Source organism: Bacillus litorisediminis (genome assembly GCF_022808645.1).
Classification (GTDB): Bacteria; Bacillota; Bacilli; order Bacillales; family JC228; genus Bacillus_BF; species Bacillus_BF litorisediminis.
This window is the reverse complement of the sequence record NZ_JAKZKT010000031.1, coordinates 15,581-41,258: the sequence shown is the minus strand read 5'-3', so window position 1 is coordinate 41,258 and position 25,678 is coordinate 15,581. Positions and strand designations below refer to the sequence as shown.

The window sequence follows — 25,678 nt, the reverse complement described above, 5'->3', positions numbered from 1 at the left end:
TTTTATTTGTAACCAACTACTCCATTAATAAATTCGGTAAAAAAGTTACAATCTGTGGAACTAGGACAATTAGTAATAAGATTAAAACAAGTGTTAAAACAAACGGGATTAGAATTTTGAAAGTATCTGCAATCGGGATTTTTCCAATACTAGCACTAATGAGAAGTAAACCGCCTACAGGAGGTGTAATAGAGCCTATCATTGAAGCAATTACGATAACGACTCCAAAAAATACTGGGTCAAATCCAAGTTGCTCCCCGACTTGAGCCATTGGTGTGGCAAACATGATCAGAATAGGGGTTACGTCTACAAACATACCAATTATAAGTATAAACACGATAATCAAAAATAAGCTTAAGATTGGAGAACTAGTAATAGAATGTAAAGTATCAATAACTAAAAATTGAAATTGTGATCGAACTAGGATGTTTGAAAACACAGCTGAGGTTGCTAAGATGAGAAAGATAATCGCAGTTGAATGTGTAGAATCAATAATAGCTCCGTATAATGTCTCTTTCTTTGTTAATGTTTTAAATATTAAGCCTAATATTAGGGATATTACGACAGCGATGACGCCTGATTCAGTTGCAGTAGCAAAACCAGTGGTAATCGAGAAAATGATTACAAACGGAACAATTAGTGCTAAAAGACCCTCTTTTCCGGCTTTTGTTAATCTTTTAATTTCAAATTTTTCATGAGCTTTTCCATAACCTTCTTTTAAACAGATGATATAGGAACAAACCATTAACCCAATACTCATTAATATTCCAGGGATGACTCCTCCTAAAAATAATTTTCCAACGGATACATTTGTGAGAAACCCATAAAGAATAAATAAGACACTAGGTGGAATGATCGGTCCAACAGTAGAAGCTGCCGCAGTTAAAACAACAGCAAAATTTAATTTAAAACCTTTTTCCTTCATGTTTTTGATCATAGCTGTACCAATGGCTGCCGTATCAGCTGCTCCCGAACCTGAAACTCCAGCCATTATCATACTGGCTACGATATTTACATGCGCTAGCCCCCCTCGAATATGACCAACACACGCTTCAGCTAAATTCAATATTCTAATAGTTAAACCTGCACGATTCATTATTTCTCCAGCTAAGATAAAGAACGGAATGGCCATTAGAGTAAATGAATTCATTCCTGAATACATTTGTGCAGGTAATAGTGTAAAAGGAATACCAAGACCAACTAAAATAATCGTTGTAAGTGCAGCTAGCCCTATACATACTGCTATGGGAATTCCCAGGAAGACAAAAAAGATTAATAGGACAAATAACAAGATAATAGACATTTATTTCCCTCCCTTAACATAATCTAGGTTGTTTTTTTAGTATTTTTTAGTTCTAATACTTGTTCAAAAGCTAGAAAGATAACTTCAATCACAACAAGTAAAGAACTAATTGGAATAAATAGGTATGGAATTATCATTGGTATCTGTAAAATGGGTGAATGTTGACCGGTATTTGTAATGGCCATATCGAAACCAAAAAATCCAATAACAATAAAAAATGTGATGATTATCGCATTATTTATCATGTGAAGTCCGAGTCTAAAAGATGGAGGCAGTTTTTCAAGGACTAATGTAAATGATACTTGCATACCTCTTCGTATACCAATTCCTGCAACAAGAAGAACTGCAGAAATAATAGAAAAACGTGTTAATTCCGCTGACCATGATATCGATGGTAAAAAAGTAATTGTTCTAGAAAAAGTTCCATAAATCGTTGATAAGATTCCAATCGCAAAAAAAACGATTGCAACAATTTCCGTTGCTTTTTCTACCGTGTCTCGGATCTTAAAAAGTAGCTGCATATAATTTTCTCACTCCCTAAAACGTTATTAAGCGCTTTCAATTTAATCTGAAAGCCCTTATGTACATAATATTTTTCTATCAATTCTGTACCGCCCCCCGTTAAGAATTTCTTCGTGAAAACGTTTTTTCGTTTCCTTTACGAAACATCATAAATGATTAAAAATGAAGTGTCAATCTTTAAAATATATTGACCTTTCGGAAAATTGTGGTTAGAATTACGATATAGATAAAACGTTTTCATTGATAGGAGATGGCTATGAAAGGCAAGACAATTAAAGATGTAGCCTCGTATGCGGGGGTATCAATTTCAACCGTATCCAGAGTTTTAAACGGTTATCAGAATGTAAATCCTGAAGTAAAGGCATTAGTTTTAGAAGCAGTTGAAGCAGTTGGATATACACCCAATGCATTAGCACGAGGATTAAGAAGCCAGTCGACCAAAACGATAGGACTCATTGTTAATAACATTTTAAATCCAATTTATTCAGTTTTAAGTCACGCGATAGAAAACACAGCGAGAAAGTATGGGTATCATGTGTTTCTATGTAATAGTGGTGCAAATCCTGAATATGAATTAGAGTACTTAGAAAGTCTCTATGAAAAAAAGGTCGATGGGATTATCATTGCTCCAACCGGAAGAAATAAAGAAAAAATGGAAGCCTTTGTCAACTATGGAATTCCAATTGTGCAGGTTGACCGACGAATTGAAGGGATCGAAACAGATTCTATTCTTACCAATAATGAACAGGGTGCATACGATTTGGTTACGCATATGCTCAACCAAGGGTACTCAAGTATTGGGCTTATTGTTGGGATTCAATCTGTTACGACTGGGATGGATCGAATGACAGGTTATTATAATGCTCTTTCTGATAAAGGGTTAACCCCGCAAACCGAACACATTAAGGTAGGTCATTTCGATGAAGAAACAGGATACAAAGCCATGAATGAACTGCTTGATTTACCTAATCCGCCACGCGCTATTTTTGCAGGGAACAATTTAATGGCAATGGGTGGAATAAAAGCAATACATGAGAGAGGTTTAAGAATCCCGGATGATATTGCTTTTGGTATGTTCGATGATCCTGATTGGGCCCAGTTGCATAATCCTGCTATTACTGCAGTAAGGCAGCATACCCAACAGATTGGAGTTGAGGCAGCTGAACAATTGATTTATAGACTGAAGCACCCTGAAGACAGATCAGGGCCAAGACATCGTGTTATTGACAGTGAGCTAGTGATTAGAAATTCCACATAATTTTTTTATTTGAATATGAAAACGTTTTTACCAATTAATTACAGGAGTGATTATGTATGAAAAAAGGAACAGTCGCACAATTTGTAGCCGAATATCTAGCAAAAGAAGGTGTAAAATACGTATATGGAATACCGGGTGGACAGCCGTTAAATATACTAGATGCGATTTCAGATCGTGATGATATCGATTTCATAGCCACGAGACATGAAAATGCAGCTGCTCATGCTGCAGATGCTATCGGAAGGTTAACAGGAATTCCTGGAGTTTGTTTAGCAACTACCGGTCCTGGTGCTACCAATTTAATAACCGGTGTAGGGGGAGCATTTCAGGATTCCAGCCCAGTTATTGTTATAACTGCTAATAACAATCGGAAAGATATGCTTCATGATGATGCTCAAAATGCCGACCATAAAGCCTTGTTTGACAGCCTTGTAAAATGGAGTGTACTTATTAGCCATCCTGATCATGCTGAGAAATTGTTTAATGAAGCTTTTAATATAGCTTTGTCTGGAAATCCTGGTCCAGTACATGTTGATTTCACTCGTGATGTTTTAACTGAAACTATGACTTGGAATGATGAGAACAAAGCTTATCGTTCACCAAATCGAATTTTGGGAGATGTAGAAACTTTACAGGAATTTAAGCAAAAATTACTAGATTCAGAGCGTCCTGTTATTTGGGTAGGAAATGGAGCAAAGTTATCGGGTGCAGGTGAAGAAGTAATAAAGTTAGCTGAACAATTATCTATTCCTGTTATTACTACTTTCAACGGAATAGGTGCAGTGGATATGAGTCATCAGCAAGTGTTTGGCCCGTTGAGTCGTAGTGGAAGTATGCTAGCAGCTGAAATTATTGCAGAATCCGATACTGTATTTGTTATTGGGAATAGCTTAAACGGACCGTCTACATCTCGTTGGACTATGAATATGCCTAAAGAGATTTATCAGATTGATATCGATCCAAACATGTTGGGGCGTCACTATCCGGGAACAAGAGGTGTCTGGGGGGACGTAAAGATATGTACACAATACCTATTAGATCAATTAAAGGATGCAGAGCCTTCCAATCAACAAAAGCAATGGTTACAACATTGCTACGATAAGAGAACCGTTTGGACTGAGAAATATATCACCCCTTTCCGTAATAACGATTCATCGCCCATGTATCCCCAAACTGTTGTTCAATTTTTAGGTGATGTAGTTGCGGAAGACGCCGTTTATTCAGTTGATGCAGGTAACCCAGGAATTTGGACGCATATTTTACCTTTGAAAAAGAACCAGTTCTATATGAAGCCTGTTGGATTTGGAAACATGGCCTTCTCTTTACCGGCTGCTATCGCTGCCAAAAAAGAACAGCCACATCGAGAAGTCATTTGTTTAGTAGGAGATGGTTCCTTAGGAATGTCTCTAGGTGAATTAGAAACAGCTGTTCGTGCAAAAGTACCGATTATTGTCGTTGTCTTGAATGATCAAGCGTACGGTAACATCAAGCAGGAGCAAACCAGGGACTATGGCCCGGAAAAGCCGCATATCGGAGTGGATTTTGTCGATTGGGATTTTGCAGCAGTTGCAAAGGCGGTTAAAGCAGATGGAGAAAGAGTATCTTCTTTAATGGAATTAAAGGAAGCTTTTGATAGAGCCAGAAAATCCTCAACCCTATATTTAATAGATGTTCTGATTAAACCGGAAGTCAGTGTTTGGACGAAACCTTTTTAATGGGAGGGTTATTGATGACAACAAAGGTGAAAAGTTTAAAAGAAGCAATCAGTATAGTTGAGGATCATGCAACGATAGGGGTGGGCGGTTCCCTTTATGGCCGCTGCCCTGCAGCCGCCATCTATGAAATTATTCGCCAACGAAAGCAAGACTTATCCATTTATTGTTGGAGTTATAGTAATCTTCTAGATTTAATAGTTGCCGGCAAATGTGTTCGGGAAATTCAATCCTCAGACGTTGGCCACACTAATTTCTTCCGTAGTCAGGTGGACAAAGGGAAAGTAAGTTTTATTAAGCACTCTCCCAAAGCAGCTGTAGAACGGTTTCGTGCAGGGGCAGAAGGATTGGAATTTTCAGTACTGAAGGCGTCTCAATTGGAGGAAGAAACTTTCAATGAATTTATTTCTACCATTTCTTCACCTTTTGCTAATGAAAATCATTTAGTTATGAAAGCCTTTACACCGGACGTAGCTATTGTTCATGCGCATAAGGCGGATATGAATGGAAATGTTCAATTTGATCGCAATCGAGATGTAGAAAATGATACGGATTTACTTATCGCTAAGTCTGCAAAATACACCATTGTAACAGTAGAGCAAATTGTAAGTGAAAATAGCATTGGAACTAGTCCCATTGAAACGGTTCTTTCTGGAGAATATGTTGATGCAGTTGTTGAGGCACCATTCGGTGCGTACCCATCCTCCTGTGATGGACATTATGGTGAAGATTTTGCACATCAAAGCTATCTTAATGAAAGAAGTCAGTCTGAATCTGGCTTAGCATCTTATTTAGAGGAATATGTATATGGCACCGAAAACTGGCAGGATCTCTTAAATAAGGTTGGAGTGAGAACACTGCTTTCCCTCAAAGGGCAAGGAGGTTCATTCATTCCAGAAAACAAGCCAAAAACAACCCCTACCTCGAGCAAATCAAATCCACCAGTCCCAGACTTTAGTACCACCTGAGTAGAGGCCAATGAAAACATCCGGAATTATTGCATTAGATATCGGCACCAGCTCGATTAGGGTAACTGTTTTTGAAAAAAATAGCGGGATTAAGGCTCGTTTTACAACCACTCAACAGATTGGGGAGCGGTTTTCCATAGAAAAACTATGGACTCATGTAGAAGGATTAATAAAACAAGCAGTCCAAGCCCACCCTGCCATTGATATAGAGGCAATTGGAATAAGTGCCTTTTTAGGATGGGTAATCGTAGATGATTGTGGGTCTCCTGTTGAGGACGCCTGGAGCTGGATGTCTAAAGCGAATAAAAAAGAGTATGAAAAATACGCGCCTAAAATCCCAGCAGAAGCTCCCGGGTGGATGGGTCGATCGATAAATGATGAGTTAGGAGTTTTCAGGTGGGGGGACTCTCTTAGGGTTGCAGGAGAGAATAGAAAACTACTAAGTGTAAAGGATTACCTTAACTTTAAATTAACGGGTTGTATGAGAATGGACCGGGCACATGCAAGTTATACAGGTCTATGCTCGATAAGAGATCGTGAATGGGAGCCACGGCTTTTAGAAGTTTTTGAGATTCCGAGAGAAGCAGTTCCAATCCTTGGAGACGGTATCAATGAGGTAGGGACCTTGCTGGAAAGTGTAGCAAATAAGCTGGGAATCTCCAAAAATGTAAAAGTACCTCTAAGTGGGCCAGACGGAACCCTTGCCATGTTAGGTGGTGGGGGTACAAGGTCTGGTAAAACAATTGAAGTAATGGGAACGACAGATGTTCTGTTCCACATTGGAGCATATATAGAAGACCCAGAGCTTTTAAGCAGCGGACTTATTCAAAACTGTCATATCCTGCCGAACCTCTATGCAACTGGTGGTCCAACTGGAATGACAGGAGGAGCATTATCATGGCTAATGAAGGAATGGAGCTGGACCTTTGAAAGTCAGCCTTACAAAGAGATGCTTTTGAACTGGAATGATATTCATCCAGCTTCAACAAAACTTTTTGTTATTCCAACTCTAACAGGAGCTAGAGTTCCCGACTGGAATCCATCGGTAAGAGGGAGCTTCGTAGGCATTCAAGCTTCTCATACTTCAGCAGATATATTTAAGGCAACGGTAGAAGGATTTGCTTTTATGACCCGAAGAATCCTAGATAGGCTGAGCCCTTTCATAGAAAATAAGAATCATTTTGTTGCGATTGGCGGAGGTACAAAGGAAAAAAGGTTTCTCCAAACAAGAGCCGATGCTTCTGGAAAAACCATTCAGCTTCCATATGAAGCAGAAGCAAGTACGGTTGGCGTTTTTGCCCTTACTGCTTATCTCATTAAATGGTATGAAACGGTTGAGATGGCCGTCGCTGATTACAATCCAATTGCGAAAGAGATAATACCTGTTCAAGCACAGGTAGAAAAATATCAAGAATCATTTGCGGAATACGACCGGTTCCTATCGCTTATGGATACTTGGTATAGACAATAAAAGGTGGAGGGAGAAAAATGGCCAATAAACAGAAATCGTTATCTGAAGTAGTATCTTGGCTCTCTGATGGAGCTCACTTGTCTTTCGGTGGTTTTGCTCATTCATTAGCCCCGATGGCATTTGTCAGGGAAATGATCCGTCAAAATATTAAAGATTTAGAGATTAGTGCCCTAGGTGAAGCATGGGCAGTTGATATGCTATCAGCAGTGGGAGCCATCAAAAAGGTGAGAATGTCTAACTTTATGTTTGAAGGCTGGGGACGTTGCCAAAATTTTTCCCGGGCGGTTGAGAAGGGAGAAATTGAGGTTGAGGATTATAGCCATTTTGGGATTAGTAATCGTTTTTTTGCAGGTTCAATCGGGGTTCCCTTTGTACCTTCTAAATCGATGAATGGTACTGATATTACAAATATTGTGAGGTTTGATAAGGGACAAAAGTTCAAGGAATATGAATGTCCATTTACAGGTGAAAAAGTTCTGCTTATCCCTTCTGTACGACCGGATTTTGCAATTATCCATGCGTCGAGAGCTGATCAAAACGGAAATGTTCAGTTGTTTGGAATTTCATCTTCTTCTGAAGTAATTGCCAAGGCAGCAAAGAAGGTGATCGTAACAGTGGAAGAAATCGTGGATGAAGATGTGATAAGACAGGAACCAGCATACACAATGTTGCCAGGTTTTCTGGTTGATGCGGTAGTGCATGTTCCGTATGGTGCGCATCCGGCTGGTATGTATAAATACTATGATTTTGATAAAGACCACATTGATCATTATATAAAAGCGAGTAGGAGTGAGAGTCAGCTTAGTGAATACCTCAATGAGTACATTCTCTCATCAAAGGATCATATGGACTACTTGGAAAAAATCGGAATCCAAAAGTTGTTGGATTTACGAGCTGATCCTTATTATGGTTACTCATTAAAGACGAGGGGGGAATTACCGTGTTAACTCATTCGCAAAAAATAACCACTGACGAAATGATGGTTTATGCAGCCTCTAAACTTTTTAAGGACGGAGATGTAGCGTTAGTAGGAACGGGGCTTCCGATGATGGCGGCCTATTTGGCGAAACAAACTCATGCTCCAAATAGTGTGCTCGTGTTTGAATCAGGGGTCATGGATGCGAAAGCGGGACATATTCCATTTGGAGTGGGTGATTTCCCTCTAGTCAACCAAGCTGTTAAAACAAGCAGTCTATTTGATTCTCTCAGTTTATTACAGAGAGGTATCATCACTCTAGGTTTCTTGGGTGCTGCCGAAATTGATCCCTACGGGAATATCAATTCTACCGTTATTGGAGACTATGACAATCCTAAAGTGAGATTGCCGGGAAGTGGTGGAGCGAATGATATAGCTTCTATGGCTCAGCGTACCGTTATTATTGTCAAACATCAAAAAAGAAAGTTTGTCGAAAATCTTCATTATTTAACTACTCCGGGCTTTATCAAGGGTGGGAACGACCGTGAAAAATACGGTTTACCTGGAAAGGGTCCAGAAAAAGTAATTACAGACCTTGGTGTTTTTGGTTTTGACCCGATTTCTAAAAGAATGAATGTCGAATCACTTCATGAAGGAGTCACCCTGGAACACATGCTATCAGAAACTAGTTTTGAATTCTCTTATATACCGGATCCTATTCCTACTACAGAAGGCCCAAGTCCCGAGGTGCTATCTATCATTCGAACATTAGATCCCAATCGTATTTATATTAACAAGTAGGAAGGAGAGTTAGTGCATGAAATCCTATGGTCTTTTTATTAATGGGGAATGGAAGGTAACAAAAGAATCCATTACTGTAATGAACCCAGCCAATGATGTAGTGGTAGGAAAGGTTTCCTTTGGAACAGGAGATGATGCCAAGGCTGCAGTAGATGCAGCTGCAGCAGCCTACCCCGAATGGTCTTCTAAGACTGCCTTTGAAAGAAGTGTCCATCTCAAAAGCTGGTATGAAGCGATTGAAAATGAAAAGGTTCAGCTTGCCAAAACCTTAACATTAGAACAAGGAAAGCCATTGAAAGAGGCAATTGGCGAAATTGATTACGCAAACTCCTTTATTCTTTGGTATGCAGAAGAGGCAAAAAGAATTTATGGAGATATCGTCCCGCCTCTTCAGAAAGACAAACGGATTTTCGTTCGGAAACAACCAGTTGGAGTAGTGGCTGCGATTACTCCTTGGAATTTTCCTGCAGCCATGATTACCAGGAAAGTTGGCCCAGCACTTGCAGCTGGTTGTACCGTTGTTATTAAACCTTCTGAGTTCACACCGCTAACTGCCTATTATTTAGCTGAATTAGCAGAAAAAGCTGGAATGCCAAAAGGGGTTATCAATATTGTAACTGGAAATCCAAGTGAAATTGGTGAGACATGGCTTTCCGACCATAGAGTACGCAAAATTACATTCACTGGGTCAACCAAAGTCGGAAAATACCTAATGAATAAATCAGCTGATACTGTAAAAAAAGTTTCCTTAGAGCTTGGAGGCCATGCGCCTTATATTGTACTAAATGATGCAGATATCGATCATGCTGTGGATTCAATCATTAAGGCTAAGTTCAGGAATGGTGGGCAAACCTGTGTCTGTCCTAATCGGATATATGTCCAATCAGGAATTGTCGATGAATTTACAGGTAGGTTTGAAAAAGCAGCTGCATCATTGGTTGTAGGAAATGGACTAGAGGATGGAGTCGATATCGGACCTTTAATCAATGATAGTGCAGTTGAAAAAGTGTTAAATCACATTAAAGATGCTACAGATAAAGGCGCCACCCTTATAGGGGATATACCAAGCAAGTCAGAGAACGGAAGATTTATTAAACCAGTCATTCTGAAAAATGTTACAGATGAGATGTTATGTATGAACGAAGAAACCTTTGGACCTGTAGCCCCTATTACAACCTTTGAAACAGTAGAGGAAGTCATTACGCGTGCGAATGATTCGAACTATGGGTTGGCAGCCTATATTTTCACTACAAAAATTGATCAAGCTTTCCGATTAAGTGAAGCTTTAGAATTCGGAATTGTTGGTGTTAATGATCCACTTCCATCTGTTGTGCAGGCGCCGTTTGGGGGGATGAAGGAAAGCGGACTGGGTCGAGAAGGTGGCTATCAGGGAATTGAAGAATTCCTAGAAACTCAGTACATTTCATTTAAACTATAAATTTAATTTGTATGTTTATTAGCTAAGGAGGGTGCTTCATGCATTTTAAAACAATTGGAGAAAAAGAAGGTTTATTTGAATTAGTCGAAATCCCTGAAAAATTTGGGCCTTTATCCTATCCAGTCGATGATCATAAAATAAAGACGTATGCCTTTACTCAGGATGATTATAACCCGTGGTATTTCACTGAAGATAATCCATTTGGAAAAAGAATAGCTCATTCTTCAATTCTAGCGAATGACTTACTATCTTTATTTTTAACTAAATACAATCCTAATACAATTGTTGGGCTTCATACACAAGAAGAATTATGGTTTCATAGCCCTGTCTATGCCGGTGAGACGGTTACTTTAGAAGGAGTCTATGTAGATAAATATGAAAAGCGAAACAAAGGCTATGTTGTGATGGAAGCTGAAGCACGGGGTGAAGATGGCAGAGTACTTGTAAAGCATAGAGGGATTGAAATTATGAGGATCCATGGTGGCTCTGTCGCAGCGAAAAGAACAGCAAACGTAGAAGGTGACGTGGTCACAGGAGAATACGATAAATCAATCCCAGCAGCTAAAAAAGCAACAGAAGATATTGCGATTGGAACACCGATTGCTCCTCTAGTTAAGCACACTTCGGCTGAACAATCCGCGGTGTATTCATGGATTGGTAAGTATTTCGAAAATATTCATAACAATATTAACAAAGCAAAGATTGCAGGATTTGATAAACCTGTTGTTCAAGGACAGCAACAGGTAGGGTACGCAACAGAATTCCTGACCAACTTCTTTGGTACATCCTGGTTTACAAGTGGCTGGGAAAAAATCAAAATGATTCGACCTGTCCTTGTGGATGAAGTAATAACAGTAAGAGGGGTAGTCAAAGATAAGACAGTTGAAGATGGAAAAACAAAGTTACACCTTCATATTTGGATTGAAAATGAGCAAGGAGAAATGACGATAATAGGCTGGGCTCATGCATTTGTGGGAAAGTAATTATTAATGTAATCACATTTAAAGGATAAGGCTGAATTTGACCTTGTCCTTTTTAAGTGTGGGGCTTTTTACACGGGTACACATAGGCACTTTTTAAGTTTCCGCCCGAAATGGTTAATAGGTTTTTAGTCAAAGAAGTCTCTTTTTAATCTTTTTCTTTTATACATACACCAATTTATCCCGTCTTCTAGACAATTAGCTAAATATGTACCAAATTTACTGTGTTATACAAATCAAGATCTTAGTCGACTATTCTTTTTTCAAAAGATGAATTTTCCTAGAAATTTTTTGAAAGATGACCACTTGTAGCTTTTTGTAGAGTTTAATTAGCTCTTCTCCATCGTTAAGCAAATCGATTTATCACTTGCATAGTCCACTGCAGGCTTAGTGAATTTGGAGGCAAATATAGAAAATGTCTTTAAAGTGAATACCATAGACTGGAACCAAAACATCCAGTTATCCTATTAGTAGCTGACCACTCAACGGAGTAAAAAGTTATCTTACTAACATTCTGCAAGGCCTTTGTTTGTTAAAAAGAAAAGTCTTAGCCCGCTCAGGCTAAGACTTTTCTTTTTCTGTCCGTTTATTCATTGCGTATTGTGATATCGGCAATGACAGGATAATGATCGCTTGGGAACTGTCCATTTTTTTGGTAGTTGTTAATTTCAATCGTTTCTGCTGTCACATTGCCTTTTGCCAGAATCCAGTCAATTCGTCTGTCTGGTCCGCCGCCTGTTGGATCATGGAACCCGTTGAAAGTTCCAAGCTCCTCATTCACTCTCGTTTCCGCTGAATCCCATAAATCAACAAATGCACCATCGCTAGTTAAGGTTTGGTGTGGCAGGCTGTCAGGGCTGGTATTAAAATCTCCTGTTAAGATAATGGGTAGTTCAGGGTCAAAGTCTTTTATTTTTTCTACAATTAATGCTGCACTCTTTTCTCGTGCTTCGGCAGATTGATGATCAAAATGAGTATTGACGGCATAGAATTGCTGATTGCTTTGATTATCTACAAATTTAGCCCATGTTACCATTCTTGGAATGTTATTTCCCCACGTTTTGGAGCCAATGACCTCTGGCGTATCGGAAAGCCAAAAATGGTCATATTCTAATGGAGTAAAACGGGTTTCATTATAAAAAATCGCAGAATATTCGCCTCTATTTCCACCTTCCCGGCCTAATCCAATCCAAGCGTAGCCAGGTAAAGCTTCTTCTAAATCCTGGAGTTGTCCATATAGAACCTCTTGAGTTCCAATGATATCTGGCTGCTCCATTCGAATCAGCTTTTTAATTGTAGGGACTCTTTCCGCCCATGTATGAGGGGATGGATCAGAGTTATTTTCGTACCTTAAATTAAACGTCATCACCTTTAAATTTGTTTCGGATGCTTGTCCAGACTTTTCAGAAGCCAGAACATTTGCGACACCTGAAAATACCATCATCAGTACCAAGGCAGCCAATAAAAAAGAATTTGATAGTTTTCTCAACATACTTCCCTCCTAGTTTTTTGATTACAGGGTAAGTATAATGAGTGAAAGTAAACGTTATATAAAAAAAGAGCATTCTCTTTTATAAGATTATTTTAAGGACAAAAAAGCCCGTCAAATCAAGGGGTTAGGCGCCAAAAATATGATCAACGTCTTAGATAAGCATGCATGTATGTAAATATTTCAAGGTCGTTTTACCTAGTTATTTTTACAATATTTTAAAAGAAACAGAGGGACGGTTCTTGTGTTTCAGAATGAAGGCTGAAACCAAGGAGAAGTCCCTCTATTACTTAAATCTCTAAAACTATAAAATTCTATCTACAACACTTGGTGAGTATTATTAATTTCCTGTTTTTTAAGATGAGTGGGGATCACTCCCCACACAGCACATTTCGTAAGATTACTATGAATGATGAACAATTTTTTTAGAATGCTCAAAAAACTTTTCAAAACCAATTGACATTAAACTTGGTTTAACCTTTATGCTGAATATGTAAATATCATAAAAGGAGTTGTTCAAATGTATCGGTGGGATGGAGGATTTATCATGGTGGATCCCGACAAGTTTGATGAAGGGGTTGAATGGTATCAGGAGATTTTAGGATGGGAGTGTGTCGATAAAATCACTTCCTGGGTTGGCAGAAAGGCGTTTATGAAGCTTCCAAGATCGGGGATGGTCACAATCAAGTCATTTGAAGGGGAGTATGATCACTTACAGTCGCCGGAAACAGAAGGGAACGTGAAGCTCGTTTTTGTTACGTATGATCTGGATCAAACGCTCAGCTACCTGCGAGACAAACAGGTAAAATCTACTGAGATCAAAGTGCTGCCGAATGGTCAACGATATTGTGACATTCTTGCCTTTGACAATACGAAGTTAACAATCGCAGAGGAGCCGAGACAGGATGATTACAACGAATATCCTCCCTCTGGGGTTCTTGGCTTTGGAAGTGTGAATACCATTATCCATGTCAAAGATCCAAAGGCTTCGGCCGAGTGGTATGCCAAGAATCTTGGGTTTGAAGTGGTAGAGGTGAATCAAGAAAAAGGATTTGCCCATATGCAGACAGAAGATGCCTATGACCGGAATGTACTTGGTCAACAATTCTGGGATAACATTTGGCTGCTGCAGAGTGCGGACACTGTGGAAAAACCGAATGATAATAAAGCAAGGGCCTATTATGATATCCGCCCGGACGTTTTCTTTACAGAGTACAATACGCTGATTAAAAATGGGATTAAGCCTTCAGAAATTGCCGGAGACCCGATCAATGGCTGGGGCGGGTTCCACATTTACGATCCGGATAATAACCGTATTAATGTCTGGTCTTACATAGCCAATTAAAAGAAAGGACAGGGGGAGGACATATGCTTTTTACGATACAGGAATTTTCCAAAAAGACAGGACTGCCTCCCAGCAAGCTTCGATTTTACGATAAAAAAGGGCTGCTTATGCCATCCACCCGTTTGGAAAATGGCTACAGGGCCTATTCGGCCGATCAAATTCATTTGGCCAAAATGATTGATTCTCTTAGACAAGCCGATATCTCGATCGAGGATATCAAGCACTATACAGAAGCGGATGAGCACGAGAAAAAAACGATGCTCGAAAGATGGAAAAAGGATTTGGACAAAAAAATGGAAGTCCTCCTGGCTGCAAGAAAATATGTAGGAGGCATCCAGGCAGAAAACGCTCAAACTCTTTTACTCTCAAAGTGGGAGAAAGAAAAGAGTTTCATTTGGCAGACGGTTGAAGCAGACAGGAGCCCGCATCCTTTTAAGGAACATTTTAAATATGCGAAAAGCCTTTTAGAAAAACAAGGTGTTCCGTGTTCGGAACAGGCCTATCTCAAAAACGAAAGGATTAGCGGGAATAAGATCATCGCAGAGCTGGGGTTTGAGCTGGAAGGCAGCTTTCACTTAAGCGAAAATGATAGTTTACGAAATGAACGAATTCCGCCAACTCTATTTGCGATCCTGCAAGATTGCCGGGCAGACAACGCATTCCTTTGCTTTTCCTACATCCAGATAATCATCCGCTACGGCTTCCAGCCCGCAGGTGACAAAATCCAGAGGTACTCCAACATACATGCAGATACCTTTGATTATTTAATACCATTGGTGAAGTGAAACAGAGGGACGGTTCTCTTGTGTCATTCCAAACCGGATTATTATTGAATAAGAAAAGACTAAAAAAGACTCTCTTCTTTATTTTTGAAGAAAGTCTTTTTTAGTTATGTTATTTTCGTAAACTTCAATACTTTTCCTTCTCATCCTTCATTTATTGAATGCACGGGTACCTATTATTTTTAGGATGTTGTTTTTATATCGGATTTGCTATGCTTTTTCCCCCGGCATGTCTGGCAGTGTTCCCGATTGAGGAGAGACTGCTCGCGATTAGAAATTGCGCGGAGTAGTAGGTTGTCATGATAAAGACATCTGAATAAGCGATGCCTGAAACAAACATATTCCATGACAGGATTGAGTCAGAGATAACAAACAAAATGCTTCCGATAGTGGCCCATATATTTCCGGTCAGGATGGCTGATAAGGCCATTAGGGAAATGACCAAAATATAGGCAACAACCGGAATAACCAGCGGTTCGTTTCCTTCAGTCAACAAGGAGGCAATCAGTTGTCGGCCAATGAAGAAGGAATACAAAGCAATCGGCAATATAGCGGCTAGGCGCACCTTGTTTATAAGGGACATTTTCAAGAAACCGGTCAAATAAAATAGATGTCCGACTAGGAAGGCACCGAGCCCAGCAACAAATGACACGGCAATGAACCCGTCGCCGAGCATGCAGAAAAAAAGGCCAATAATAATTAGACGCAGGGCTGGCACAGGGTTAGCGGGCAACTTGCGGAATGCATAGACAATAATTAAGGCCATCGGAATCAACTTAAAGACAATTGCTAAAGCTAATGGCTCCTTAGGAATGATGAATATGTATAGAACAGCCATTAATCCGATAAGCAGGGGGAGCAACCATTTTTTCAAAAACAAATCACATCCTATGTATCCAATTTATATTGGTAAAACCTTTTATAGTATTGCAATGAGTAATGTCTCAAACTGTTTAATAAACATACCTGCCAAAACCTGCATCATTTACATGCAAGAAATCAGTACGTTATTGCTTAATAAAATAAGAATCAGGCTATTAGAATTCTTGTTTCCTTAATATATCCATTCTTCTCTTAGTTTGCTGAATTCTCCTTTTAGCTCCATTTCTTCCATCCAGAAGTTAATCGTATTGGTGAATTTGGCATCCCCGTGTTGCATTAAATAACCAAATTGACTTTTATCCCATGGATTGTCAGTTAATGCTGCATAAAGATTTTCATTGCTTTTTGCATAGTCAATGGCCTCGATGCTATCCGTGATCATGACATCTACTTCACCGCTTGCCACTTTTTCTGGGATTTCGAGATTGTTTTGATAAACAATGATTTGTGCGTTTTTAATATTTTCCCTTACAAATTCTTCATTGGTACCGCCTGGGTTTACCCCAATTTTTACATCAGGCTGATCAATATCTTCTAAACTCGTAAATCTATCTTTATCCTCCGCACGGATGAGAGGTGATTTTCCAAAAGGAATATATCCATCTGAAAATTGAGCTTGAACCTGTCTGCTCATTCTCCTCGTAATTCCGCCCATGGCAATATCGAATTTATCTGCAAGTAAATCTTCCATTAAAGTTGGCCAGCTCGTTTTAACAAATTTCACCTCTACCCCTAATTCATTGGCTAATAGTTTTGCTGCTTCTATATCATACCCTTCATATTGTTGTGTTTCGGGATTATAGTAGGTAAAGGGTTTATAGTCTCCTGTCGTGCCGACACGGATGAAGCCTTGATCGAGTATTTTTTCCAGCCGGGAATCAAATTTCTTGTCTGGTTTACGATCCCAAGAATTGTTACCATTGTTAGAAGCTAATGTCGAATACGCAAACATTCCACTGAATACTATACTCATCACCAAAACTAGTTGTAATAGTTTTTTAAACATTCGAATCTTCCTTCCTTTTTTTCTATTTATCAGATAATTTTGATAATTATAGTGTAAAAAGGAATAATAGTCTAGTCAACATGTCTTTTGAATCAGGGGACGGTTCTTGCGTTTCATGAAACGCAAGAACCGTCCCCTCGTTCCAACTTTAGACCTAGGCGATATAGGAGTTTATAATCCAAAACTAGTAAATTACGGCAAAAATATTCTGATTTTTCTGTCCTCTTGGTAGAATAAATTCGAAACTATTATAAATAGGAGGGGAAAGGATGAGGAGGATTTGGAAATCTAGTATTGCTATTTTGTTTAGTGTTCTGTTAATAGTCGGGACACTGCCTGTTAGTGCGCTGGCGAAAAAACAAAGCGTTGATTATGATCAGTACAGCGAGGTTGCAGTCGGAGAGGATGGAATGGTGGCAACCGCACATCCATTGGCAACCGAAATCGGTGCTGACGTGCTAAGAAAAGGAGGAAATGCGGTTGATGCGGCAGTAGCGATTCAGTTTGCTTTAAATGTGGTCGAGCCCATGATGTCCGGCATTGGCGGCGGTGGATTTATGATGGTGTACGATGGTCAAACAAAGGAAACCACCATCATCAACAGCCGAGAGAGAGCCCCGCAAGGAGCCACACCGGATATGTTTTTAGATGAAAACGGAAACCCGATTCCATTTTCTATCCGTCACACAGGCGGAACGGCGGTGGGTGTTCCAGGCACTTTAAAAGGGCTTGAAACCGCATTAGAAAAATGGGGAACCCGCCCAATGGCACAATTGATTGATCCAGCTATTAAACTGGCGGATCAAGGTTTTCCAATCGACTCCGTTCTAGCAGAAGCTATTGCTGACAACGAGGATAAGTTAGCAAGAACAGCAGCCAAGAATGTCTTTCTTCCAAATGGCGAACCCTTACAGGAAGGCGAAATGCTTGTTCAAAAGGATTTAGCCAAAGCCTTTAAATTAATTCGTGCCAAAGGTTCCGATGCGTTATACAATGGACCGATTGGGGAGGCACTTGCTGCGACAGTGCAGGAATTTGGCGGATCTATGACGGCTGCGGATTTAAACAAGTATGAGGTTACCATTGATGAGCCAATCTGGGGTGAGTACCAAGGCTATCAGATTGCCAGTATGCCTCCCCCAAGCTCGGGCGGCGTATTTCTTTTACAGATGCTAAAGATTTTGAACGATTTTAACCTTTCCCAATATGATGTGAAATCGTGGGAGAAATATCATTTGCTAGCAGAGGCGATGCACCTGGCTTACGCTGACCGTGCGGCCTATGCAGGGGATCCTGAATTCGTGAATGTTCCGTTAACGGGACTTTTGCATCCAGACTATATTAAGGAACGCCAGGAGCTGATCAGTCTTGATCAAGTAAACCAAAATCCTCAAGCAGGTGACCCATGGAAGTACGAAACCGATACTGCGAATTATGAGCTGACTAGTCAGCCGGATGATCGCCAATATGGAGAGACGACTCATTTCACCGTGGCAGACAGGTGGGGAAATGTCGTTTCCTATACGACGACGATTGAACAAGTATTTGGTTCTGGCATCATGGTTCCGGGATACGGTTTTATGTTAAATAATGAATTAACGGATTTTGATGCCGTTCCTGGCGGGGCTAACGAAGTGCAGCCGAATAAACGGCCTTTAAGCAGCATGACTCCAACGATTGTGTTCAAGGACGGACAACCTGTTTTAACAGTTGGCTCACCGGGCGGTCCTACCATTATTACCTCTGTTTTACAGACGATTTTGCATACGATTGAGTATGATATGGAGCTGAAGGCTGCTGTAGAGGAGCCAAGAATCTACACGAATAGCCTCAATTCCTATCGTTATGAATTAGGAATTCCAACAGAGGTCATCAATCAGCTTAAGAGCATGGGTCATAAATTTGGTTCTAGCCCTACAACGATCGGAAATGTGCAGAGCATCTTAATCGACCATGAAAATGGCACCTTTAAAGGAGTAGCTGATTCCAGTCGGAATGGTGCTGCCATCGGCATAGATTTAAAGGGGCATCGGAAATGATAGACGATTTTTAGCTAAAATCACTTGAACTATTCGGAAAATTCTCGTAAGATAAGTTTAACTTCATCCTATCCACCTTATACAGTGGAAGGCAGTGAAGCTATTTTTTAAAACTTTGAAATTTGACTGATAAGTTTCCGCTTCCAGCTTTAGCCGGCTGATGAAATGGATCGTGTAGCCAGTCCATCCACATTTGTGTGTTTGGGCTGGCTTTTTATTTTCTAAAAGTTTTTTTTCGGCAGGGGGTGAGAATGGCTTGAAAGGGGCACTAGAAGGTGTCAAGGTATTAGATTTAACAAGGGTGCTGGCGGGTCCTCATTGTACGATGATTTTGGCTGACCTTGGGGCGGACGTCATGAAAGTAGAAGCTCCCGGCGGCAGCGATGAAACGAGAAGCTGGGGGCCGCCGTTTCAAAAAGGTGTAAGTGCTTATTATTTATGTACCAATCGCAACAAGCGCAGCATAACCGTGAATTTGAAAACTGAAGAGGGGAAAGACATCATTCGAACACTGGCTAAAGAAGCAGATGTTCTCATTCACAATTTTAAAATGGGAACGATGGAAAAATGGCTCTTAGACTATAACTCTTTGAAAAAAATAAACCCTAAGCTTGTGTATTGTTCTATCACTGGATTCGGGGAAACAGGTCCGCTCAAGTTTTTACCCGGTTATGATTATATTATCCAAGGAATGAGCGGACTAATGAGTATTACCGGGAGTGAAGAAAGCGGTCCGATGAAAATCGGTGTGGCTATGGTTGATATTTTAACAGGTTTATATGCTGCGATTGCGATAGAAGCAGCATTGTATGAAAGGGAAAAATCCGGGGAAGGTCAAAAAATAGATATGTCACTAATGGATGCAGCGGTCAGTTCGCTTGTTAATGTTGCGAGTAATTACCTTATATCAGGAGATGTGCCAAGAAGGTTCGGCAATGATCACCCGAATATCGTCCCATACTCGAAATTTAAAGCTCGAGATGGTGAATTGATTATCGCAGTCGGGAATAACCAGCAATTTGCCTCATTATGTGAGGTACTCGGAATAAACGAAATCGTGCTGGATGAAAGATTTCTCACAAATGAGGCAAGAGTGCATAATAAGCGAGAACTTACGAAAATTTTAGAAAAACAACTTCAATTAAAAACGGTCAATGAGTGGATTGAACTTTTTTCACAAAAAAACATCCCATGCGGTCCAATCCATACGATTGATCAAGTTTTTGACCATCCCCAGGTATTGGCTCGTGAGATGGTAGTTGAGGTAGATCACCCGGAAGCGGGGAAGGTTAAACTCGTTGGTTCCCCTCTTAAACTATCAAGAACGAAGCCAAAGGTAGACCGCCATCCTCCGATTGCAGGTGAACATACAAGCGAAATTCTACTGCAGGCAGGGTTTTCGCTAAAGGAAATCAGCCGGTTAAAAGAGAATCAAATTATTTAGACTTAGAAGAACAATAGGAAATGTTTGTTTTTAGCGAAGGAAGCGGCAACTCGGTGAGGATCTGTAAAGCGAGCTCATATCTTCAATAAATCAGGAGGTGTTATTGCGGTGAATTTTGATTTCACAGAAGAACAACAGATGTTGCGAAAAATGGTCAGAAGTTTTGTGGATAAGGAAATTATCCCTCATATGAAGAAATGGGATGAACAAGGATATTTTGATCCAATCATTTGGAAGCGCTTAAGTGAGTTGGACCTCATGGGAGTTTGCATCCCTGAACAATATGGCGGCAGTGGCATGGATTACAATTCACTGGCTATTGTTTGTGAAGAGCTGGAAAGAGGCGATACGGCATTTCGTACGGCGGTATCTGTTCATATCGGGCTAAACAGCTTAACGCTATTGCAATGGGGGACGGAGGAACAAAAGCAGAAATACCTCGTGCCACAGGCAAAAGGAGAAAAAATTGGCGCTTTCGGCTTAACAGAACCGGGAGCAGGCTCAGATGTAGCATCCCTTTCTACAACGGCAGTATTGGACGGTGATTCCTATATTTTAAATGGCTCCAAAACATGGATTTCCTTATGTGATGTAGCCGATCATTTTATTGTGTTTGCCTATACAGACAAAGAAAAAAAACATCACGGAATTTCCGCCTTTATTGTAGAACGAACAATGCCTGGCTTTTCATCGAAAGCCATTAAAGGAAAACTTGGAATCCGCTCCGGCAATACGGGTGAATTATTCTTTGATCAGGTAAGAGTACCAAGGGAAAATCTGCTTGGCAAAGAAGGGGAAGGATTCAAAATCGCTATGTCTGCCCTTGATAACGGCCGCTTTACGGTTGCTGCCGGAGCAGTCGGTTTGATTATGGCTTGCTTGGAAGAAAGTGTGAAATATTGTCATGAACGAAAAACGTTCGGTAAAGAAATTGGGAAACACCAGCTTGTTCAGCAAATGATTGCCAATATGGAAGCGGGGCTGCAAATGAGCCGTCTCTTGGTTTATCGTGCCGGCGAGCTAAAAAACAAAGGGCTGCGTAATACTCGGGAAACATCGCTCGCCAAATGGCAGGCATGTGATTTTGCAAATAAAGCCGCAGATGATGCTGTGCAAATTCATGGGGCTTACGGATATTCAAGCGAATACCCTGTTGAGCGCTTTTTAAGAAATTCAAAAGCACCTGTTATTTACGAAGGAACAAGAGAAATTCATACCATCATGCAGGCGGAATACGTACTTGGATACCGGGAAGATAAGCCATTGAACAAAATGCTGCCAGCCTGGCCATTTGAATGTGACAAGAAGCCGGTAATAAACGGGTAATACTAGTACACAAACTGACCAGATCCTCAGCATGTCTAAACGTTTTTTCGCATAGCTTTTGGTGACGCTGCATACGATGGCAGGGGCCGATTGGATTATGACATCCGTTCCTGCCTTATTTTTAAAAAATCTCTGAGGGGTGATTGATCGTGCAACAAGTAGAGCTCAAAGATTATTTAATAGACTTAGACAAAAAACATTTTATCCACCCAACATCATCATTAAAACAGCAGCATGAATCGGGGGCGCCGTTTATTTTTACGGAAGGAAAGGGTGTCTATTTAACCGATATCACCGGAAAAAAAGTGCTGGAAGGCATGTCATCATTGTGGAATGTAAATGTAGGCTATGGCCGAAAGGAATTAGCAGAAGCTGCCCGTGATCAAATGGAAAAACTGGCCTATACCAACTCCTTCTCATCCATGAGTAATGAGCCAGCTATTCGGCTTGCCGCAAAGATCGCCGAGATAACCCCGGGCAACTTACATGCGGTATTTTTCACTTCCGGTGGTTCAGAAGCTAATGATACTGCATACAAATTGGTTCGCTATTATTGGAAATTAAAAGGCTTTACCAACAAAACAAAAATTATTTCCAGACAGAAAGCCTATCATGGGGTAAATATTGGCGCAACGAGTGCCACGGGAATTTCCCCCTTCCATCAAATGACATCTTCGCTTGCTCCCGACTTTCTCCATGTCGACGCATTTTCTGCAGAAGCGCTTCGAGAGTGTATTGAAAAAGAGGGGGCAGAGACGATTGCCGCTTTTATTGCCGAGCCTGTTCAAGGGGCAGGAGGAGTGAATATTGCACCAGAGGGATATTTTAAAGAGATTCGAAAAATCTGTGATGAGCATCATATATTATTTATTGCCGATGAGGTCATAACCGGTTTTGGCCGAACTGGAAAAATGTTTGCCTGTGAACATTACGATGTGGTTCCTGATGTAATGCTGGTGGCGAAAGGGATTACGAGCGGCTATGTCCCATTGGGAGCTGTGATTATCGCGGAAACGATTCATCGCGAGCTTGTGGAACTTTCTGAAGGTGTCCTTCTCCACGGTTATACTTATAGCGGCCATGCTACAGCATGTGCGGTAGGGTTGAAAAATATTGAAATCATCGAAAAAGAGAACCTCGTTGAAAATGCGAGATTAATGGGAAAAGAACTGCTTGAAGGCTTTTTCGAAATTCAGCGTGAAGTGGATATAGTAGGAGAAGTACGGGCTCTCGGTTTAATAGGTGCTGTAGAGATTGTGGATCCGGTGACAAACAACCGCTTCCCAACCTTGGTTGCACCTAAAGTAAGCGCTGAAGCAGCAAAACGAGGGCTAATTGTCCGGACAGTCGGCTTCGAGGGAATGGATACCGTTGTATTTGCTCCGCCTTTGATTATCAATAAGCAGGAAATCCGGGAATTAATCGAGATTTTAAGAGAATCTCTGCTGGCTGTACAAGAAAGTTTGTAGGGCATAGAGGAGCTGCTTTTCAGCTCCTTATATTTGTTTATAAGTTTAGGAATTTACAAAAATAAGAAATGCCTTCATAGAAGGTCGGTCAGGATAGAAGTGGAAGGTTAGGATCAGACTTATTTACAGCTTCATATTGCTTATATAGATCTTTCAAGGCTGCCGTCAGGGCATTATTGGCTTTTCCTAGATACCCGCTTTTTAATTCCTCCAGCGGCTTGTCAATGCCATGACGCAAACTATGTCCTTTTAAGAGTCTGGCGATATAATCCCTGCCATGTTCAGTGGCTAAAGTACAAGAAGCTTCTACAATCACCCCATAATGTTTATCAACTTCTGCTGTAATCGTCAACGTTTCAAAAACATTTTTTGCGGCCATTCCTGATGGCAATTTTGCATGACCAGCGATAAAGACTGTATTCATCCTATCTCTCCTAATCGTTTTTTAGAATAAAAGCGCAGGTCGATAAAATATTTGGATTTATTAAAATAATTAGATAATTATCTTTACAATAGGGCTAGGTTAAATTATCATTTTAATTATAGCAAAACATTTCTAAATTTTTAAATAATTATATTGTAACTGTTAAGACTCGACGGCAATTCCATAGAATTGTTCATCTCGTGTCACAGAGCCAGTTATTACCTTGTTGGATACACTCATCCCATGGTTTTAGCTGGCTTTTTATATTCCAAAAAAGCTTTGATGGGAGGTATGAAGTTTCAATAAATGGCTGCAGCTTGGTTTTGCAGAGAACTGAAAATGGGTGGAGAGTTTCATAATTCGTTGGCAGAGATCCGATACATAGGTATAAGATCCGCAAGCTGGCTACTATGTTGTCGCCACAAATCATGAAGTTCTAAATTTTTAAAATGAATGCGAATCTGGAGGGGAGTACATGCACGGTCCGAAATTAATGAGAATTCTTGGGAATAAAGATGTTCTTTCTCTAGCCTTCGGAGCCATGATTGGCTGGGGCTGGGTTGTGACCACAGGTTTATGGATTACCAGTGCGGGTTCTTTGGGAGCCATTCTGGCATTCGTTATTGGCGGGTTGCTGGTTATTTTTGTTGGGCTGGCCTATGCGGAACTGGCTTCAGCCATGCCGCTTGCTGGCGGGGAGCATGTTTACAGCTATAAGGCAATGGGAAGAGGCGCTTCCTTTATAACAACGTGGGCTATTATTCTTGGATATGTTTCGGTAGTGGCGTTTGAAGCCGTTGCGCTTCCAACGGTGTTTGAATACTTAATCCCGAATTATAGTAAAGGCTATTTATACACGATTGCAGGCTGGGACGTTACGATAACGTGGGCAGGTATTGGAATGCTTGGCTCTATCCTGGTTACCTGGATTAATTACCGCGGTATTAAGCTTACTACAGCCATCAACATTATTTTTACCCTTTTAATCCTAATTGCAGGTATTTTGCTGATAACGGGAAGTACGATCTCGGGTAATGCCGAAAATATGAAACCATTGTTTGATAATGGTATGGCTGGAATACTAACGGTACTCATTATGACACCTTTTATGTTTGTCGGTTTCGATGTGATCCCGCAGGCATCTGAGGAAATTAATTTACCTCAAAAAAGGATTGGGCAACTTTTGATTGTATCGGTCATTTTTGCGATTGTTTGGTATGTGGCCATTATTTTTGGTGTCTCCCGAGTTTTAACGCCACAAGAAATGAACCAATCGAACCTAGTCACAGCCGATGCCATGGCAAAGGCATTTGGAGGAAGTAAATGGTGGGCGAATATCCTTATACTCGGGGGAATTGGCGGGATTATTACAAGCTGGATCGGCTTTTATGTTGGGGGCAGCCGGGCCATTTATGCATTAGCAAAGGCAGGAATGCTTCCAAAATCATTGGGAGAGTTACATCCGAAGTACAATACTCCTTATAAAGCCATTTTGCTAATCGGTGTATTCTCAACACTGGCGCCATTAATGGGACGCCCTGCTTTAGTCTGGCTTGTGGATTCTGGCGGGCTTGGATTAGTCGTTTCCTGGCTAATGGTGGCCATTTCATTTATTATCTTGCGTAAAAAAGATCCGCGGATGAAACGTCCGTTCCGTCTTCCGGGAGGCACAACTCTAGGGTGGTTTGCTGTAGTAATGGCATTTGGAATCACGATTCTCTATATGCCTGGGATGCCATCAGCTCTTGTTTGGCCGTATGAGTGGGTGATCGTTTTTGTATGGGTAATCCTTGGAGTTGTGTTATACAAAATTTCCGTAAAAAAATATGGTAAAGAATTTTCAAATAAGCATATGGAAGAAGAGCTGGCCCGTGTGGTTCAATACGAGAACGGAGATGGCCAGGATTTACAATATAAAGATGCATAATGATTGGGGAAACAGAGGGACGGTTCTTGCGTTTCATGAAACGCAAGAACCGTCCCTCTGATACAATTGTATTTTCATAGCGTTCAGCACAATTTTGTTCAATTCACAAAACAACATTTGGTTCAAACTGTTATGCAAAATGAAAGCGTTTCCATATAAAATAACTGTAAGCAGGG

At 40.5% G+C, this 25,678-nt stretch carries 21 protein-coding genes; 15 read left to right on the top strand and 6 right to left on the bottom strand.

All coding sequences use genetic code 11. The annotated features are described in order from the left end of the window. Nucleotides 1–16: 16 nt before the first annotated feature. Entirely contained in the window at nucleotides 17–1,303 is a 1,287-nt protein-coding gene (locus MLE14_RS15405) for a TRAP transporter large permease (protein ID WP_243299309.1), read from the bottom strand. A gap of 23 nt (nucleotides 1,304–1,326) precedes the next feature. Continuing rightward, a complete protein-coding gene (locus MLE14_RS15400) occupies nucleotides 1,327–1,824 on the bottom strand; it encodes a TRAP transporter small permease (protein WP_243299308.1) in 498 nt (165 codons plus the stop codon). A 257-nt stretch (nucleotides 1,825–2,081) separates the two neighbouring features. Between MLE14_RS15400 and MLE14_RS15395 the strand changes: the two genes are divergently transcribed. From MLE14_RS15395 to MLE14_RS15360, 8 genes are read left to right on the top strand one after another with little or no spacing between them, the layout of a single operon-like run. Next, the gene (locus MLE14_RS15395; protein WP_243299307.1) at nucleotides 2,082–3,083 is read left to right on the top strand and encodes a LacI family DNA-binding transcriptional regulator; all 1,002 of its coding nucleotides are present in this window, start codon (nucleotides 2,082–2,084) and stop codon (nucleotides 3,081–3,083) included. Between the two features lie 56 nt (nucleotides 3,084–3,139). Next, nucleotides 3,140–4,798 (top strand): thiamine pyrophosphate-binding protein, encoded by a 1,659-nt coding sequence (locus tag MLE14_RS15390; RefSeq protein WP_243299306.1) that lies wholly within the window; start codon nucleotides 3,140–3,142, stop codon nucleotides 4,796–4,798. 14 nt (nucleotides 4,799–4,812) lie between these two features. After that, nucleotides 4,813–5,763, top strand: a complete 951-nt coding sequence (locus tag MLE14_RS15385; protein ID WP_243299305.1) for a CoA transferase subunit A — start codon at nucleotides 4,813–4,815, stop codon at nucleotides 5,761–5,763. Nucleotides 5,764–5,773: 10 nt separating this feature from the next. After that, nucleotides 5,774–7,234, top strand: a complete 1,461-nt coding sequence (locus MLE14_RS15380) for a xylulokinase (protein ID WP_243299304.1) — start codon at nucleotides 5,774–5,776, stop codon at nucleotides 7,232–7,234. A 17-nt stretch (nucleotides 7,235–7,251) separates the two neighbouring features. Then, entirely contained in the window at nucleotides 7,252–8,181 is a 930-nt protein-coding gene (locus tag MLE14_RS15375; RefSeq protein ID WP_243299303.1) for a CoA transferase subunit A, read from the top strand. Further along, nucleotides 8,175–8,951: a CoA-transferase subunit beta gene (locus MLE14_RS15370; RefSeq protein WP_243299302.1), complete on the top strand. Its 777-nt coding sequence runs from the start codon at nucleotides 8,175–8,177 to the stop codon at nucleotides 8,949–8,951. The genes MLE14_RS15375 and MLE14_RS15370 overlap by 7 nt, the downstream gene beginning before the upstream one ends. Before the next feature lie 16 nt (nucleotides 8,952–8,967). Then, complete coding sequence (locus MLE14_RS15365) at nucleotides 8,968–10,389, top strand: NAD-dependent succinate-semialdehyde dehydrogenase (RefSeq protein ID WP_243299301.1); 1,422 nt, start codon at nucleotides 8,968–8,970, stop codon at nucleotides 10,387–10,389. 38 nt (nucleotides 10,390–10,427) lie between these two features. Further along, nucleotides 10,428–11,372, top strand: coding sequence for a MaoC family dehydratase (locus MLE14_RS15360; RefSeq protein WP_243299300.1), 945 nt, complete (start codon nucleotides 10,428–10,430; stop codon nucleotides 11,370–11,372). 583 nt (nucleotides 11,373–11,955) lie between these two features. Here MLE14_RS15360 and MLE14_RS15355 read toward each other — a convergent pair. Continuing rightward, nucleotides 11,956–12,858, bottom strand: a complete 903-nt coding sequence (locus MLE14_RS15355) for an endonuclease/exonuclease/phosphatase family protein (RefSeq protein WP_243299299.1) — start codon at nucleotides 12,856–12,858, stop codon at nucleotides 11,956–11,958. 520 nt (nucleotides 12,859–13,378) lie between these two features. On the opposite strand from MLE14_RS15355, the gene MLE14_RS15350 reads away from it, so the two are divergent. Both MLE14_RS15350 and MLE14_RS15345 read left to right on the top strand, forming a co-directional pair. Beyond that, entirely contained in the window at nucleotides 13,379–14,203 is an 825-nt protein-coding gene (locus MLE14_RS15350) for a VOC family protein (protein ID WP_243299298.1), read from the top strand. Between the two features lie 23 nt (nucleotides 14,204–14,226). Continuing rightward, nucleotides 14,227–14,988, top strand: coding sequence for a MerR family transcriptional regulator (locus MLE14_RS15345; protein ID WP_243299297.1), 762 nt, complete (start codon nucleotides 14,227–14,229; stop codon nucleotides 14,986–14,988). A 193-nt stretch (nucleotides 14,989–15,181) separates the two neighbouring features. On the opposite strand, the gene MLE14_RS15340 is transcribed toward MLE14_RS15345, so the two are convergent. Continuing rightward, nucleotides 15,182–15,859 carry a lysoplasmalogenase gene (locus MLE14_RS15340; protein ID WP_243299296.1) on the bottom strand — a complete coding sequence of 226 codons (678 nt, stop codon included), beginning with the start codon at nucleotides 15,857–15,859 and terminating at the stop codon, nucleotides 15,182–15,184. 180 nt (nucleotides 15,860–16,039) lie between these two features. Next, the gene (locus MLE14_RS15335) at nucleotides 16,040–16,873 is read right to left on the bottom strand and encodes a transporter substrate-binding domain-containing protein (RefSeq protein ID WP_243299295.1); all 834 of its coding nucleotides are present in this window, start codon (nucleotides 16,871–16,873) and stop codon (nucleotides 16,040–16,042) included. Between the two features lie 269 nt (nucleotides 16,874–17,142). Between MLE14_RS15335 and ggt the strand changes: the two genes are divergently transcribed. The 4 genes from ggt to MLE14_RS15315 all read left to right on the top strand — a co-directional run bounded on the left by ggt (nucleotide 17,143) and on the right by MLE14_RS15315 (nucleotide 23,151). Further along, entirely contained in the window at nucleotides 17,143–18,912 is a 1,770-nt protein-coding gene (gene ggt, locus MLE14_RS15330; RefSeq protein ID WP_243299294.1) for a gamma-glutamyltransferase, read from the top strand. Nucleotides 18,913–19,168: 256 nt separating this feature from the next. Beyond that, nucleotides 19,169–20,356, top strand: coding sequence for a CaiB/BaiF CoA transferase family protein (locus MLE14_RS15325; protein ID WP_243299293.1), 1,188 nt, complete (start codon nucleotides 19,169–19,171; stop codon nucleotides 20,354–20,356). A gap of 108 nt (nucleotides 20,357–20,464) precedes the next feature. Next, on the top strand, nucleotides 20,465–21,682 hold the full coding sequence (locus MLE14_RS15320) for an acyl-CoA dehydrogenase family protein (protein ID WP_243299292.1): 1,218 nt from the start codon (nucleotides 20,465–20,467) through the stop codon (nucleotides 21,680–21,682). 146 nt (nucleotides 21,683–21,828) lie between these two features. Further along, the gene (locus tag MLE14_RS15315) at nucleotides 21,829–23,151 is read left to right on the top strand and encodes an aminotransferase family protein (protein ID WP_243299318.1); all 1,323 of its coding nucleotides are present in this window, start codon (nucleotides 21,829–21,831) and stop codon (nucleotides 23,149–23,151) included. A gap of 88 nt (nucleotides 23,152–23,239) precedes the next feature. Here MLE14_RS15315 and MLE14_RS15310 read toward each other — a convergent pair whose 3' ends face one another. Continuing rightward, on the bottom strand, nucleotides 23,240–23,575 hold the full coding sequence (locus MLE14_RS15310) for a DUF3870 domain-containing protein (RefSeq protein ID WP_243299291.1): 336 nt from the start codon (nucleotides 23,573–23,575) through the stop codon (nucleotides 23,240–23,242). Between the two features lie 475 nt (nucleotides 23,576–24,050). On the opposite strand from MLE14_RS15310, the gene MLE14_RS15305 reads away from it, so the two are divergent. Further along, on the top strand, nucleotides 24,051–25,502 hold the full coding sequence (locus MLE14_RS15305; RefSeq protein ID WP_243299290.1) for an APC family permease: 1,452 nt from the start codon (nucleotides 24,051–24,053) through the stop codon (nucleotides 25,500–25,502). The last annotated feature ends 176 nt before the right edge of the window (nucleotides 25,503–25,678 follow it).